Origin of the sequence: Chryseobacterium sp. FH2, assembly GCF_001045455.1 — a bacterium.
In the GTDB taxonomy this organism is placed as follows: Bacteria; Bacteroidota; Bacteroidia; order Flavobacteriales; family Weeksellaceae; genus Chryseobacterium.
The window spans coordinates 1-16365 of the sequence record NZ_LFNE01000011.1; the positions used below are offsets into that span (position 1 = coordinate 1).

Annotated in this window: 14 protein-coding genes; all 14 read right to left on the reverse strand. The window is 32.7% G+C overall.

The features are described from left to right. Nucleotides 1–329: 329 nt before the first annotated feature. On the reverse strand, nucleotides 330–1016 hold the full coding sequence (locus ACM39_RS15715) for a hypothetical protein (protein WP_048512001.1): 687 nt from the start codon (nucleotides 1014–1016) through the stop codon (nucleotides 330–332). 8 nt (nucleotides 1017–1024) lie between these two features. Beyond that, a complete protein-coding gene (rfbD, locus tag ACM39_RS15720) occupies nucleotides 1025–1885 on the reverse strand; it encodes a dTDP-4-dehydrorhamnose reductase (protein ID WP_048512002.1) in 861 nt (286 codons plus the stop codon). Beyond that, entirely contained in the window at nucleotides 1885–2370 is a 486-nt protein-coding gene (locus tag ACM39_RS15725) for an acyl-CoA thioesterase (protein ID WP_048512003.1), read from the reverse strand. The genes rfbD and ACM39_RS15725 overlap by 1 nt, the downstream gene beginning before the upstream one ends. 69 nt (nucleotides 2371–2439) lie before the next feature. Continuing rightward, nucleotides 2440–2943: an OmpH family outer membrane protein gene (locus ACM39_RS15730; protein ID WP_048512004.1), complete on the reverse strand. Its 504-nt coding sequence runs from the start codon at nucleotides 2941–2943 to the stop codon at nucleotides 2440–2442. Between the two features lie 67 nt (nucleotides 2944–3010). Then, the gene (locus ACM39_RS15735; RefSeq protein ID WP_048512005.1) at nucleotides 3011–3565 is read right to left on the reverse strand and encodes an OmpH family outer membrane protein; all 555 of its coding nucleotides are present in this window, start codon (nucleotides 3563–3565) and stop codon (nucleotides 3011–3013) included. 10 nt (nucleotides 3566–3575) lie between these two features. Then, entirely contained in the window at nucleotides 3576–6113 is a 2538-nt protein-coding gene (gene bamA, locus ACM39_RS15740) for an outer membrane protein assembly factor BamA (RefSeq protein WP_048512006.1), read from the reverse strand. Between the two features lie 27 nt (nucleotides 6114–6140). Further along, nucleotides 6141–6890, reverse strand: a complete 750-nt coding sequence (locus ACM39_RS15745) for an isoprenyl transferase (RefSeq protein ID WP_048512007.1) — start codon at nucleotides 6888–6890, stop codon at nucleotides 6141–6143. 7 nt (nucleotides 6891–6897) lie between these two features. Next, complete coding sequence (locus tag ACM39_RS15750) at nucleotides 6898–7791, reverse strand: DUF6089 family protein (RefSeq protein ID WP_048512008.1); 894 nt, start codon at nucleotides 7789–7791, stop codon at nucleotides 6898–6900. Between the two features lie 214 nt (nucleotides 7792–8005). Then, nucleotides 8006–10492, reverse strand: a complete 2487-nt coding sequence (locus tag ACM39_RS15755) for an exopolysaccharide transport family protein (protein ID WP_048512009.1) — start codon at nucleotides 10490–10492, stop codon at nucleotides 8006–8008. A 2-nt stretch (nucleotides 10493–10494) separates the two neighbouring features. Next, nucleotides 10495–11373: a polysaccharide biosynthesis/export family protein gene (locus ACM39_RS15760; RefSeq protein WP_048512010.1), complete on the reverse strand. Its 879-nt coding sequence runs from the start codon at nucleotides 11371–11373 to the stop codon at nucleotides 10495–10497. 29 nt (nucleotides 11374–11402) lie between these two features. After that, a complete protein-coding gene (locus ACM39_RS15765; RefSeq protein WP_048512011.1) occupies nucleotides 11403–12530 on the reverse strand; it encodes an MraY family glycosyltransferase in 1128 nt (375 codons plus the stop codon). 106 nt (nucleotides 12531–12636) lie between these two features. After that, the gene (locus ACM39_RS15770; RefSeq protein WP_048512012.1) at nucleotides 12637–13638 is read right to left on the reverse strand and encodes a glycosyltransferase family 2 protein; all 1002 of its coding nucleotides are present in this window, start codon (nucleotides 13636–13638) and stop codon (nucleotides 12637–12639) included. Nucleotides 13639–13641: 3 nt separating this feature from the next. Then, nucleotides 13642–14712 carry a formimidoylglutamase gene (locus tag ACM39_RS15775; RefSeq protein ID WP_048512013.1) on the reverse strand — a complete coding sequence of 357 codons (1071 nt, stop codon included), beginning with the start codon at nucleotides 14710–14712 and terminating at the stop codon, nucleotides 13642–13644. Continuing rightward, complete coding sequence (locus ACM39_RS15780; RefSeq protein WP_131701470.1) at nucleotides 14712–16259, reverse strand: hypothetical protein; 1548 nt, start codon at nucleotides 16257–16259, stop codon at nucleotides 14712–14714. Before ACM39_RS15780 ends, ACM39_RS15775 begins: the two co-directional genes overlap by 1 nt. Between the last annotated feature and the right edge of the window lie 106 nt (nucleotides 16260–16365).

The window sequence follows — 16365 nt, forward strand, 5'->3', positions numbered from 1 at the left end:
ACTCAAAAGTATTCCGTTTTAAGTGGGGCAAAAGTATGACATCTTTACCTTTACTTCCAAATTCACTTAACATAAAATTTAAAATTGTGGGAAAATAAAACCCTAAAATACTGATAGACCAAAACTTAAAATATAAACAATACTTATCCACAATGAGCAGATTTTTATTCTAACCGTTTTTAATCGAGTCCGGAAAGGAGTTTTGCCCCTCATGATATCCTTTGCTCCCGACGCAATAGAACAGTTGGAAGGCTCGCAATTTAATATAATGAGCTAAAATTTAAGTGTCTTTTTTGATCGAAAAGGATTATATAATAAAAAAGCAGAGTTTAATTACTCTGCTCATGATTTACATATATAACGCTTAAAAATTCGGCATAGGATTTTTCTAATCCTATTATGTCACCACTTTTTAAATTTAAACCACCTATTCCTGTATCGTCCGATTTAATTTTTGTTGCTGAAATCTGGAAATACTGATTTTTTTCTCCAGATTTAGGCTGCAATTTTATCGTAGAGCCTAACAATTTTTTTGTGGATATTGTATAAATTTCGCCAGGAACAGTTTTCAAAACTAAATAAGTACGTGGTGATAAAATATAATCTTTCTTGTTTATGCTAATTTTCTGATCCTTATCCGAAGAAGCAAACAAATATAAATTTCCTGTTTGATCCGTAAGCTTTTCTTCTGATAGGTAATATAAATTGAATCGGTAATTGGCCGGGTTGAAATCAAGTGGAGAACCATCTACATTTTCGAAAGCTTTTAATGAAAATGTATTTGCCCCAATTTCTTTTGCTTTCTTATATATTAATGAAAAAACATTTACATCATTTTTTGAGTAACCCTGAACTTCTATTTCTCCCAAATATTCTGCGTCTTTTTCCTCACCGTTTATTTTATACAAAAACTTATCTGTATTTTCATGTGTCTTCTCAACTTTTGTCATGTACACATTTTGCGCATTCAAAAACTGAGCAAAAATAACAAAGACAACTATAATTAAATTTTTCATATATTATGTTATTGTGAAAGGATTTCTATACATTCTTCCAAACTATTTTCCCAATGCTTCGGCTCAATCTTATAGATTTCTTCTATTTTATCTAAACACATTGTGCTTCTTTTGGGTCTTTTCGCCGGTGTTGGATATTGCCCGGTTGTCAATGAGTTTAGCTTGATTGAAGATTTTGAAAGCTCAGCTATTTTTTCAGCAAATCCAAACCATGTGGTTTCCGGATAATTGGAAAAATGAAAAACTCCGAAAGTCTTATGTGGAGCTTCAATAATATTCATGATAGCTTCGGCAAGATCGTTTGCGTTGGTTGGCTGACCGAACTGATCTCCAACAATTCCTAATTCTTCTTTTTGTAAGAATAAATTCAACATTGTTTTCACAAAATTTTTATTGAATTCAGAATACAACCAAGAGGTTCTTAAAATGATAGTTTTCGGATTATTTTCTAAAGCTAATTCTTCTCCTTTTAATTTTGATTCTCCATAAACTCCGATTGGACTTGTAAAATCATCCTCAGAATAACTAAGATTGGTTTCTCCATCGAAAACATAGTCTGTAGAAACATGAATTAAAATAGTTCTGTACTCTTTACAAGCTTGAGCAAGGTTTGCGACACCTTGTGCGTTTACTGCAAAAGCTTTCTCTTTTTCAGTTTCAGCAAGGTCTACTGCTGTGTATGCAGCTGCATTGATGCAAAAGTCAGGTTTATTGTCGTAAAAGAAGCTATTTACCTGATTTTCGTTTGTGATATCTAAAGTTTGTGAATCCGTAAAGATAAATTCATAATCTAATTCAAAATCAGGAGCAATTTTTCTGATGCAGTTTCCCAATTGCCCGTTACTTCCTATAACTAATATCTTTTTCATTATGAATTTTTTGCGTTTTGAACTCTTAGAAACTTAACTCTTGACTGGAAATCTTTCTGTTCCAAATCAACATAGAATTTATTAAAGGTATTTTTGATATCTTCAGGATGAACTTCTGATTTTCTGGTTTTCATATTAAAATAAATAACCGTAACCCATAGAACTGCATGAATTATTTTTTCATCCAAACTTTTCATTAAAATTTCAACTTTTGCAGTTCTGTCCTGCACCTCTATAGTTTTGCTGCTAATGACAACTTGAGTATTATATCTTACTTCTTTTAAATATGCTATTTCATTTTGAATTGCAATCCAAGTACAGCCGGTCTGTTTTGTATATTCTTCATAAGTGAAGCCATAAAAAGTTTCTACATGATCTTCTCTGGCATTGAACATATAATCCAGATATTTTACATTGTTCAAATGACCTATCGGATCACAATCACTGAAACGAACCTTGACTGTCGTTGATACTTCTCTTTCCATTTGGCAAAAATAAAAAAACCACCTCTAAAAGAGATGGTTATTTTATAAATGTTTATTAATTTATTAAAATTATTGAACACCTAATTCTTTCTTAACAGCCGGAGTAGCATCAGGACCTCCTTTGAATACAAATGCAGAAGAATTAGCATCCATAATGTAGTCATACCCGTTTGCTTTAGCAACTTTGCTTACCGCATCGTTTAATTTTTTCTCGATTGGTTCGTAAGCAGTATCTTGTTTTGCAACGAAATCCTTCTGAGCTTTGTCGTTCATTTGTTGAATTTCTTCTTGCATTTTAGCTAATTCGCCTTCTCTTGCTTTGTTTTCTTCAGCAGTTTTCTTCGGAGCTTCCTCAGAATATTGTTTTAATTTAGCTTGTCCTGCATCAGCTTTCTTTTTGATTTCAGCTTGTTTAGTATCTAAGAAAGCTTTCAAATCAGCGTCTGCTTTTTTCTTTTCAGGCATACCGTTAAGAACAGCAGCAACATCTAAAGTAGCAATCTTTTGAGCTTTTGCCATACCTACTGATACAACCATCATAACTGCCCCAAATAATACACTTAATTTTTTCATAATTGGTAAATAAATAATTTAATTTGTTTTTAGATTTTAAATAATGGTAAAAGTTAATTCCTAATTACTACTTTTTACCTTTAGTTTTAGCTTTATCGTTTTTATCATTACCTTTCAGCAAGATATCTAAAACTTTATCTGTATAGTCATATCTTGGTTGAAGGAAAATAACATTCACGTTATTGCTTTTATCAAGAACTATGCCCAACCCATTTTTCTCAGACATCGCCTTGATTGCTTCCCAAATCTGATCCTGAAATGGTGTGACTAAGTTCGTTCTCAGTTTTGTAATCTCTCCATTTGCTCCGAAACGTAAGCTGGTAGTGGTTTTGATATTTTTTTCCAAATCCAAAACCTCTTTTTCTCTAAGCTTTAATTGTTCACCGACTAATAAAACCTTTTCATTTTCAAAAGCAGATCTCTTCTTTTCGTATTCAGACTGTAAATTTTGAAGGTCTGACTGCCAAGTATCGATCTGTGAATTTAATCTTGCTTCAGCTTCTTTATACTGAGGAAGTTTGTCTAAGATAGATTCTGTATCTACAACTCCTATTTTCTGCGCATTCCCGAAACTGAACAGCAAAAATAATACAAATGTGAAAACTATTTTAAAATTCTTCATATATAATGAATTATAATGATTGGTTCATCAAGAAGTGTGTTTTCCAGCCTGAAGGTTCAGTTCCGAGAACTGTTTTATCAAACCCGTATGCGAAGTCAAATCCGATTAACCCGAAAGCTCCCATATAAACTCTTACCCCAATCCCGACTGATCTTTTAAGCTGGAATGGATTGTAATTGCCCCAAGAGTTCCAAACGTTACCTCCTTCAGCAAAAGTCAAAGCATAAATTTTAGCTGTCTGATTCAGTGAAATCGGGTATCTAAGTTCTAAAGTAAATCTGTTATAGATTGTCCCCCCTCCTTTTTGAGTAATATCATCTGCAGTGCCTCCATAGGTAGAAGCGTTTTCATAACCTCTTAATGGAATAAGCTCCCTACCATCATATCTACCTCCGAATAAACCGGTACCTCCTACATAGAATCTTTCGAATGGCGGAGCACCCAGCTCTTTACTATATCCGTCCATGAATCCCATCTCAGCAGAAGATCTCAATACAAGTTTTCCTACAATTTCGTTATATACATCAGCTTTAAACTTGATTTTATAGAATTCCATCCACTTATATTTGTCAGTAGGAGACATTGTAGAATAATCTTTATTACTAAATAGCGAGTATGGCGGAGTGAATTTTGCCGAAAGCTCAATATTAGAACCTACTGTTGGGAAAATCGGATCAATACCTGCCGAGTTTCTGCTCAAACCTAAGTTAAGACTGAAGTTATTTGCAGTTCCGTAGTATTCCGTTGTATCTCCAAATTCAAATGGATAATTACTGAAATCATATTTCTGATATTGAATACCAGTATACAATGAGAAATAGTCATCCGGCCACTTCAATAATCTGTTAAGACCTACAGAAGCGGAGAAAATATTTAATTTCTGATCGTTTCCGTAAGTATCTGAATATTTAACTCTTGAGTTATTTAAACTTACAGAAAGTGCAGTTGGCCTTGTTCCAAATAACCAAGGTTCTGTGAAAGATACTCCATAGTTTTGGAAATATTGTCCGGCCTGTGCCTGAAGAGATAATGTCTGACCATCACCCTGAGGAACCGGCTTAAAGTCTTTAAACTTAAGGAAATTTCTTAATGAGAAATTATTAAATGTCAATCCTAAAGTTCCGATAAAGCTGTTACCTCCGTAACCTGCTTGCAACTGAACCTGAGAAGAACCTTTCTCAACTAATTTCCAATTGATATCTACAGTATTATCTTGTTGATTTGGCTGAATGTCCTGACCAATTTGTTGAGGATCAAAGAATGACATTCCCGCTAAATCAAAATATGTTCTTTTTATATCGCTTTTAGCAAAAAGGCTTCCAGGTTTTGTTCGTAAAGCTCTCAGAATAACATGGTCATGGGTCGTTACGTTACCTTGCCAGCTTACTTTATTCCATGTTGCTTTTTCCCCTTCATTGATACGGATTTCAAGATTAATTTTATCTCCATCTACAGATTTTTCAACCGGAGTAACGTTAGAGAAAAGGTAACCGTTATTCATGTAAACTGATTTTATATCAGAATCATCTTCTTTACCACCGTCTTCCCCAACTTTTTTATTGAAACCTACAGCATCGTAAATATCCCCTTTCTTATATCCTAAAAGTCTTTGTAAATATTCTGTAGAGTAAACCGTATTCCCTGTGAAAGTCACATCCCCGATATAATATTTTTTACCTTCGGTAAGCTTCACATTAATTTCATAATTGTTTCTCTTATTTCTCCAAACGGAGTCAGAAACAATAGTAGCATCCCTATAACCTAATGAATTATAGTAATTAATAAGACTTTGCTTATCTTCCTGATATTTGTCTTCAATAAATTTTGAAGATTTCAAGATACCTCCAATACCAAATCTCTTTTGCTTAGTTTCTTTAAATGCTTTATTTCTAAGCTTAGAATCTGTTACAGTCTGGTTACCTTCAAATTCGATATGATCGATTTTTATTCTTTTTCCTTTGTCTACATTTATCGTCCAGTCTACCAAAGCAGGATCATTAGCATTCACTTTGTCCTGAATAGTAATTTTAGCATCAGCAAAACCTTTCTTTATGTAGTCTTTAGGAATGTTTGTTTTAAGGCTTGAAACCAAATTCTGAGTGATTTTGGTTCCAGGTTTTAAGTTATTATCTTTTGCAAGCTTTTCATTTTTAGATTTACCTATTCCTTTTCCGGTAAATTTTACCTCTCCAAGTTCTTTTAAATCCTGAAGATAGAATCTCAAAATGACAGTCTCTCCTTCAATACTTTGTACATAAACCTCTACTTCCGAAAAAGATTGAGTGTCCCACAGTTTCTTTACAGCATTGCTGATTTTCTGCCCCGGAATATCTACACTTTCTCCTTTAGTAAGCCCAGTAAATCTAAGGATTTGGGCTGGTGTGTATTTTTTAACCCCATCTACAACAATGTCTTTAAGGACATAGGTTCCTGTCTGGCTTTCTGCATATACAGCATTATTTACTTTAGTGCTGTCTTGTGGCGTTACCTGTCCATAAAAATGTGCAGAAGCAACAAACATAACGATGGGCAATAGTCTAAACTTCATTTTATCGTAGTCTTTCTTTTCTTAAAATTATTGGATTTTTATCTGTTCACCGGTCATACCGTATCTTCTTTCTTTGTTTTGATAATCTACAATACACTGAAAGAAAATGTCTTTACTAAAATCCGGCCATAGAACATCTAAAAACTGCAGCTCTGCATAGGCGATCTGCCAAAGTAGGAAGTTGCTGATTCTTATTTCACCACTGGTTCTAATAAGTAAGTCAACAGGAGGAAAATCTTTTGTATAAAGATAGTTTTCGAATAATTTTTCATCTATATTCTCTACGTCCACCTTGCCCTCTTTCACATCAGAGCTTATATTTTTTACAGCATTCAGTATCTCATTCTGAGAGCCATAGCTTATAGCTAATACCAAATTACCTTTTGTGTTTTCCTTTGTAAGCTCTACCACACGCAGTAATTGTTCTTTTACTAACGTTGGAAGCTTTTCTAAGTTCCCGATAACATGCATTCTCAACCCTTTGCTGAAAATCTCTTCTGCTTCCAGCAACAAGGTTTCAACAAGCAAATTCATAAGGGTATTTACTTCCTCTGCCGGGCGATTCCAGTTTTCTGATGAAAATGTGTAAAGAGTCAGATATGGAATATTAATCTCATTACAGGCGTTAATTGCATTTCTAACCGCATTAATAGCATTTTTGTGACCGAAAGTTCTTTCCTCGCCACGAGATTTCGCCCATCTTCCATTACCATCCATAATAATGGCTACATGTTTCGGTAAATTCTCAGAATTTATTTTATCTTTTATCAATGACATATTAATATTACTCACAATAACATGGTGGTCTTCCGAAAGAATAAGTCAACCCTAAACTAAAGGTATTGATCCAATCTCTTGAACTTCCATCTCCAACGTTTCTTTTATTCACAAACTCAGCTTCTCTTTCTTTCGCTACTACGTAATAAGCTCCTGTTTCAAGCAAAGAGCCACCTGTAGAAGGGCTTAGGATATCTCCATTAAAATTAGACTTCACATCTTTTGTAAGAATCTTACTATAATCCAACTGGTCTGTAAATGTATATCTAAATGTAGCTTCCGCAAATATTCCCCAACTGTGATTGAATTTATATTTTAAACCTAATCCAAAAGGAATATTAAAAGTTGTTTTCTTTCCTGTAGAGTAAACGGGAGTTGTCACAAAATCCAATTCATTGATTGGAGCCTGAGCAACGCCATCACCATCTCTTCTAAAATCATGTACCATTGTGGCTCTAGGTGCATCAAACATTAAAGTACCGATTCCCCCAAAAATATAAGGGCTTACCATACTTATCTGCTCATTATTCACAGGGAAGAAGTTGTATTCAAACATTAAACTTGCTTCATATACATCATTCTTACCAAATGAGTTTCTATTCTTTCTATACTCTTCTTTAGCTACTTTATCATTAAACTGAATCTGGTTGTAACCAAGGTCTAACCTTACAGTCTGATATGGGTTAAAATTAAATCTATATAATAAACCTCCATAAAATGGCACTCCCCAATCTGATGCCTTACCTAAATCCAATGGCTTCTGTAAAATATAATTCGTTCTTCCTATATCACCCACTAGGTTACTCATACCTAGACGAATTCCCAATTCGTTTCTTTGAGCTTTAACACTTACCACTGTTCCTAAGGCGGCAAGGAAGCTAAACAATAATTTTTTATTCATAAAAGAATACGGATTTATGGTTATTTTAAAATTTAATTTTTGCAAATATAAAACATTTTTATATTAATGATAATCTTAATGTTTAGTTAAAAATAAACAAAAAAACATAATTTGTTATAAAGTAAACGGCAAAGTAGCAAAATTATTCTTTTTTTAATAGAAACAAAACAATTTATACAAAAACAAACCCCCATTATATGAGGGTTTATTAATATTATTTTCTACTCAATATTGTTCTTACCTTATTTCTGATCCTTATTAGTAAAGGCTCTTTATAATTTTTATCTTCATCAAAATAGCCGTATCCGTAACCATAACCGTATCCATAACCGTAACCATAGCCCTGCTTCGTATTATAGTCATTATAGACAAGTCCTAAATGCTCGATTTCACCGTTATGATACTTTTCGGTAATCATTTTCAGCATATATTTTTCTGTATATTCATGACGTACAACATATATATTTGCATCAGAATATTTCATTAATTCATAAGAATCTGCCACCAATCCTACCGGTGGTGAGTCTATAATAATAAAATCATATATTTCTTTAAGCTCTTCAAGAAACTTAATATTTCGCTGACTCATCAATAATTCTGAAGGATTCGGCGGAATAGGACCTGAAGTTGCCACATCCAGATTCGGAATATTCGTTTTATTGATAATTTGATCAATCGGAACTTCCCCCGTCAGATAATTGGAAATACCATATTTATTATCAATCCTAAAATCTCCGAAAATTTTCGGTTTTCTTAAGTCCATTCCAAGGAGAATTGTTTTTTTATCACTTAACCCCAGAACTGAAGCAAGGTTGATCGAAACATATGTTTTTCCTTCTCCTCCAATCGAAGATGTCACTAATATGATCTTGCTTTTTCCGTTTTCACCTGACAAAAACCTTACATTGGCACGGATGCCTCTAAATGCCTCTGAGACAGAAGATTTTGGCTGTTCCAAAACGGTAAGCATGTTTTCATTATTATTGTTACCAATAACTCCCAGCAATGGAATTTTAGTTGCACTAAGAAGTTCCTTGATATTACGAATCTTATTATCCAGCAATTCGCCAACCAAAATGAATAATAATGGCAAGCATAGTAACACACCATAAATTCCAAGTTTTGTGGCCTTTACATTCGGCCCAATAGGAGGTTGCCCTACATTTTTGGCCGGGTCAATCACTGTAACATCAGACTGATTGGTTGCCATCCTCATCTGAGTTTCATTTTGTCTGCTCAATAAGCTGTTGTAAGTTGCTTCAATCATACTATAGCCCCTTTCTGCATCAAGATATTTTCTTTCTTTTTCAGGATAAGATGTCAGATCTGAATTTGCATTGGAAACCTCAGTATTAATTTTATTAATTTCAGTATAGAATTTTGTATAATAATTTCTTAAGGCTCCGTTAGATGTTAATTTAGCATCGCTAATCAATCTATCAATCTCCCTCATCGGCTCTGAATTCGGAGTATAAATTGTAGCCATTTCTCTTTTTTTAAGATATAAGGCTTTTAATTCTGTCACGGTAGCTGTGAAAATACCATCTTGGAAACCTGCAGCACTTGTACTGATCATGTTATCAAAATTCTGGGTTTCCATGTTTCTTCTGATTTCATTTAATGATTCCAGCTTACTTTCAAGATCAGCTTTTTTAGCTTCAAGATCTTTAATTTTAGTTAAAGATTTTTCATCCCTGTCTTTAATATCGTAAAGTTGTTCCGAAGTTTTCAGGTAATTGAGTTCAGCCGCACTGGAATCCAACTTCTTTCTTATAGCATCTAAATTTCCCTGTAAATAGGATGCCGTGTTTTTATCTACCGTATTCTTATCTATAAGCCTTTTCTTTTGTAATTCACTTACAGACTTATTCAGGAAACTGACAGTACCATTCAAATTAAATCCTTTTTTGGTAATGATCATGATAGTTCCAATTTCTTTATCAAACTCAATACCTATAGTAGAAACGATGTCATTAACAGACTGATTTACAGAACTCAAACTAACAATAATATTATCAAGTTTGATTTTAGTGGCAACAGGATTCTGAATCAATCTGAATCTTAAATTCGGACTGTTATACCATTCACCAACCCTAATCGTTTTGTTTTCAGGTCTGGCATAAGGATTTATAACCTGATATCCTTCAGTTTCAAAATTGTATACACTTGTAGACTGCCCTTCTTCGGGTAAAATAACTTCATAAGTATTTCCGCTTTTAGGAATTAAAGTGATGGGATAATTTATTTGCTGAGGATATTTCTTATCGATTTGTAAAAAAACCGGTGAATCATCTTTGTCTAAATAGGTGGATTTAATAGCTCCTTTAGTAGAGTAATTAACAAAAAGATCCAGCTCTTTTACCAGAAACTCATTATGAGATCTCGATAAAAGCATCTTTTTTAAATAAATCCCGTCCTGATTTCCGTTTTGCCCCCAAATAAAGTTGATAGACTGGCTTGGTGTAAAATAACTCGCAGTATTATTAGAAACACTCAAGGATAGATTCGATGCATATATATTCTGAGCATAATATTTATTATAAACCCATGCTACTCCGTATCCTATGAGCAACATAAGTGCAAACCAATACCAATTGCTTATTATACGTCTAATAAAATGTTCAATATCAAATAAAGTAAAAGCACCATACTTCTCTTTATCTTCTTTTTTCTCTACAGTAGTATCTTTTTCTGGAATCATGATTAAAGGTTTTTAAGAAGTAGATAGATTGATAATGCCGTAGTGATTACCGACACTCCTGTAGTCAATGTCTGAATAGGATCTTTTCCGAATCCATTTAAGCTTTTTGCTCTCGTATTAAGCAAAATTTCATCTCCATTTTGTACATAAAAGTAAGGAGAATTCATTACATCCTCACGTGTAAGATCTATTTTTGCAATTTTGATTCCTTCAGGTAGCTTTCTGTGGATTACAATATTTTTTCTGTCGATTGTTCTGTTTAACCCTCCGTTTATTGCAAGAGCCTCAGTGATAGTAAGTGTATTTTTATGAGCTACTTTTTCTCCTGTAAGACCTGAGGTTTCTACATCTCCTAAAATATAATAAGTGATACCATCCGTATTCAACCTTACCTCAGTCTTCCCTTCCTGAAAATTTTCATTTACTTTTTGCTGGATTTCTGCAGTGATATCTTCAATAGTTCTTCCTTCAGCCTTGATATATCCAATCCCAAAAACATTTATATCACCTTTAGAATCTACTTTTAACCCATTGAAATAGAAGCTGACATTACCGCCTCTTCCTCCGCCTCCGCCTACAATTCCCGCTCCACCCCCGCCGCTTCCGGAAGCTGCATTGTTCGCACTTGGGGCAACTGAACTTCCTGATGTATTCAGGGAAGAATAAAACTGCGAAGCATCTCCTTTAGGAGTCGTAATAATATTAAGATTTAAAATATCATTTTTTGTAACTCTATAAATAGGAACATTATAGGGAACAAGCCCTTCTTCATTGATAACGAGGCTTTCATTAGGCTGCATGTACCTTACATCTTTCGTTGTAACACAAGATGTAATCAATAAAGGCAATGTCAAAAGTAAATACTTAAAATTTTTCATCATATTTCAACGTTGTTTGCAAAAATAAAGATTTAATTGATAGTCTTTTTATTATTTCTCAAAAGATAAATAATGTCTGGCAAATAAGCACCTATAAAGCCTAGAGCAATTACAATCAATAATAATAAGTTTATATTAAAATGTCTAAAACAGTAAGCAATAGCCACTATAAAAAGATAATACAATATTATATAAAAACTTGATCTTCTATGGGTCAAATCAAGTTTAAGTAATTTATGGTGAATATGGTTTTTATCGGCATCAAAAGGAGATTTTCTATTATATAATCTCACAAAAATCACATTCAGAGTATCCACAATAGGTAAAATTAATATGGCCACAGCTATTACCGGTGCAGACTGAAGATGATATTTTGGAACTCCAGGCAGCGATTTATCTATAAAAATATCAATAAAACAAATAGAAGTAAATGCCAATAAGAATCCTAACAACATAGAGCCGGTGTCTCCCATAAATATTTTATTAGTCCTATAATTAGACAGATTATAATACAAAAATGCTAAAACAGCTCCGATTATTACAACAGAAAGCACCACTAAAGGGTAATTATATTCCCCTAATCTATAATAACTTATGCCAAAAAGTGCGCTGCAAATTATGGAATATCCGCCTGCCAGACCATCTATCCCATCAATTAAGTTAAATGCATTAATAAGTATAATAAAAGTAATAATGCTGAATAAAATACTCACAAAATACCCAAGTTCAAATATCCCAAAAATCCCAAATAAACTTCGTATTCTTATATCAGATCCTATTACAATCAAGGCAGAAACTATAATCTGTGCAACCAGTTTTTTATAAGCCCTCATTACGACAATATCATCCATTACACCAATGTATAACAGGATAATCATAGACGCAAATAAAAACTTATACAGTTCGAAAAGTTCGTACGCAAAAATAGAAGCACAAATCCCTATAGAATAAAAAACGGCAATCCCTCCCAAATTGGGAATCTTTCTGAGATGAGAACTTCTCACACCGGGCTCGTCCATAAGATTTTTCCTTCTGGAAATTTTTATGATGGTAGGAACAGAAAAGAATGAGATTAAAAAAGAGAATATAAAACCTAACCCTATTTTTACATAAAAAATAGAAATTCCCGTCTCGCTCAAGAACAATTCAAAATTCTTCATTTTTTCTTATCAAGTACGTGTTTGTGTTTACTTCTTCGCAGAGTCTTATGAAGAACCTCAAAAAGGGCTTTCATATCAACGAAACCATAAGTACTTACATTTGTGTTTAAATTATTTTTCTTATCAATTTTTTTTGCCCGGCAAAAAATAATAAATAAAAGATCTTTTTTTTCAGTGGCAAATATAACAGATAATTCTTATCAAAACGACAATAGTTTAATATATCTTTAATTTTTATACTTCTTTCATCCATGAAAACCTCCAGTTTATCAGCCATATTATAAAAAGTTTTTTCATCCTTTACATAAGCCAAATAAGCCAAAAATGAATATACACCTTCAAAAATTTGAAAATTTTTCAATTCTTTCTTTTTATGAAAATAATTTGATCCTCTGAAAGTATATTCAACATCTTCAACGGCTTTCAAAATATCCAAACCTCTTTCTGTATGGGTTTTCGTGATAGAATCCGTGCGCTCAAGATACTGATAATGAAAGCTTTGAGTCTGAGCCAACGTTTCACATTTTAATAAAAGTTGCGGGATTAGCTGAATGTCTTCAAAATGAGCTCCTTTTTTGAATCGTTTTCCGTCAAAAAGTTCTTTTTTGAAAAGTTTATTACATGCAAAATAGCTTACATCCGAAAACACAGAAAAATTCTTTTCCAAATCAATTTTTTCCGGCATATTTGGAATTTGTGTCAATTTTTGAGTAATATTTCCGTTCTGATCAACTTTTTGGATGTTGCAGATAACCATTTTCGTCCGGTGTTTTTCTGCAAGGGCCAGCATTTCTTCAAACATTGTTGAAGTAACATAATCATCACTGTCTACAAAACCGATATAATCACCTGCAGCTCTGTCAAGTCCGAAATTCCTGGCATCACTTAAGCCTCCGTTTTCTTTATTGAAGGCTCTAATTTTTTCAGGATATTTCTGAACATAATTTTGAATAATCTCTTCAGAATTATCTTTACTTCCATCGTTTACCACCAGGATTTCAATATTCTGAAGAGTCTGATTAATCAAAGAATCGAGGCATTTTGCCAAATAATTTTCGACATTATAAACAGGAACAATGATGGAAACTTTTACGGGGATGTTTGTCATACACTAAATTTTCATCAGTCTTGCATTCAGCCAACCTTTTTTGGCATCATCAAAATCTTTTCTGGAACATGGAATACAGTTTTCTATATTTTCATCATCCCCAAAATACCACAGATTACTGAAAGTATCACGTCTGAAGGTATATTGTCTGTCATCAATCAGAACATAAAAGGCTTCGTAATGCCTTTCTTTCGGGTGAGACCTTTGAATGTTAATTCCTTCTATCAAATACCACATCATTTGTGCTAAAAGCTGATGATTTAGTTGATTTTCAGAATATATATTACAATTAAAGATTCCCACAGATTTTAGATTTTCGCTTAACCCAATTTCTTTCATATATGCACAAATTTCTCTTCGATTCAAGCCGTTCACTTGCGGATTCATAGAAAAGGGTTCGCTAAAACTCTCAATAGCATCACAATTTACCGTTACCAAATCTGCTTTTCTGAAAAACGGCTCTGTTTTTTCTGTGGAATTCATCATTTCAGCTAAACGGACAATATCAAACTCTACTTCTTTAATTAACCTCACTGAATCAACTTCATTTAAATGTTTCTGATATCCTAAATGATGATAATTTTTTATGGCAAAATCTTTTGCACCAAAAATTTTACTTAAAAAAGTATGATCGTTAATTATTTCGCCCTGCTTTAGAGAAATAATATTGCTTACCTGAGTATAATTAATACTTTTTATATGAAAATTTAAAGCTGAGAATAATGAAAATGCAAAATCATTTGAGCCTCCAATAACTATCGGAATAGCCCTTTTATAATGACAAGCAGATAAGACTTCCTGTAAAATATAATGAGAATCCTGAATTGATTTCCCCGAAACCAAATCACCCAAATCCACAATTGGAATTTCAAAATCTAATTGTGAAAGCTTATAAAACTCTTTTCTGACATTTGTAAAATCCTGTACTTCGGCATCCCCATTTGCTCCTCTGTAATCTGAAACAAATAAAAGTACAATGCTGTCTTCTTTTATATTTTTAGTAATCCGGCTTCCGATTTGCCAGTTTTCAGTTTTAAAATTTCTTGGTGAAATTATAAAATCTTCAAAATTCATTAGTCTGAAATTTTTATATTAATATCTTTTGGCATGGTTACTCTGAATTCTTTAAGATTTTCTATGAGTCCATTTTTCCCGTCAGGTCTTATAGAATAGATACTGACTTTTGAGTCACCGCTAATATAATTATTTTGTATCGTCCATTGGCCAACTTTTTGGAAATTATCGGGCATATGAAGCCAACTGTCATATACAAGAGCGATATCATAACTATTATTTTCCGAATATTGATAAACAAAATTTCTTAACTGAGGATTTTCTTTATTGAATTTGCCATGATCATTTTTTCTTATTTCCGCTATTTGAGCAGTTCCTAAACCAAAAGTATCTAATAAATGAATATCCGTAAAATACGTAATAGCGCCAATATCATTAGCTACAACTCTTGACTGGTTATAATATTTTTTGAGAAAATTTGCCATCTGAATCTGCTGATCAAAGATATTTTTTGATGCTAATGTTTGTTTCTCAAACATTGTCCATGTCCTGAAATAAACAGGCAGTGCTAATAAAAGTATAAAGGCAAACCTCAAAATTCTCTTTTCGGAATTGAGAATATCTTCGATGAAATCTTTCAGCGCATAAACAAATAAAACCAGCAAATAGGCTTCGTATCTCAACAGCCATCCAAAATTGGCAAACAAAAGATGCAGAAAAAACCCTAAAAAAATTATGATTTGAATATTATTACTCTTTAGAAAATCAAACCAACCACTCTTTTTATTTTTGAATATTGATATCAATAAAAATATGAATAATGCCAATAAAGAAAGTGCGCGGTATCCGTTTCCTAAAACTCTAATAATAAATTCTGTGAATCCCCCATCATTAGTATTTCCCTTTAGAATAAGAGAATTTGGCAAAAAAAACGATCCATTTTGAATTGAAATAATCCCGTAAATAATAACCGGTGATAAAGAAATAATTCCAAGAAAAATACTTGTAAAGAATTTTTTTTCAACAAAAAATAAGTAAATACACATAAAAAATATAAAGAACAGACTCTCATATCTGAAACCTATCGACAGAACAGAAAACAATAACAACAGATTAAAATCTTTTGACAGATGATATTCTGAATATTTTTTAAAATAAAATATACTCAGCAATAAAAATAAAGTGTGAAAAATATGTTCCATCCCTACCAATACCATTGTAAATAAAGGCATACACCAAATTACAAGATTTATACAGACAAAATAGGTCTTATTGCTTACGGTCTTAAAAATAGTATTAATAGAAAACAATAAAAAAAGAGCGGCAATCAGATTTAGCACAATTGGCCAGTATTCATAATTACCAAAACATTTAATAAAGAACGCCAGCAATAAAGTAAAAAAGGGCGAAGATGTAGTAGATGAAAATTCATACTCTGTAATTCCCCATACATTATGCAGTGCAAAATTTTTCGCTATAGAAAGATGAATATAGGCATCATCTAAAGGATAAATATATTTTCCTGCAAACGAGGTCACATCATACATCAAAAAAATGATACAAAGACCAAAAAGTAAAAGTATCAATAAGGAACAAAGATTTCTCATTATTTATGTTTTTTTAAACCCAAAATTACCATGTACATCAATAAATGATTAGCTCAATAGTAATTAACGGAAAAAATCAGCATTTATGTATCAGCCACTGAGGGGA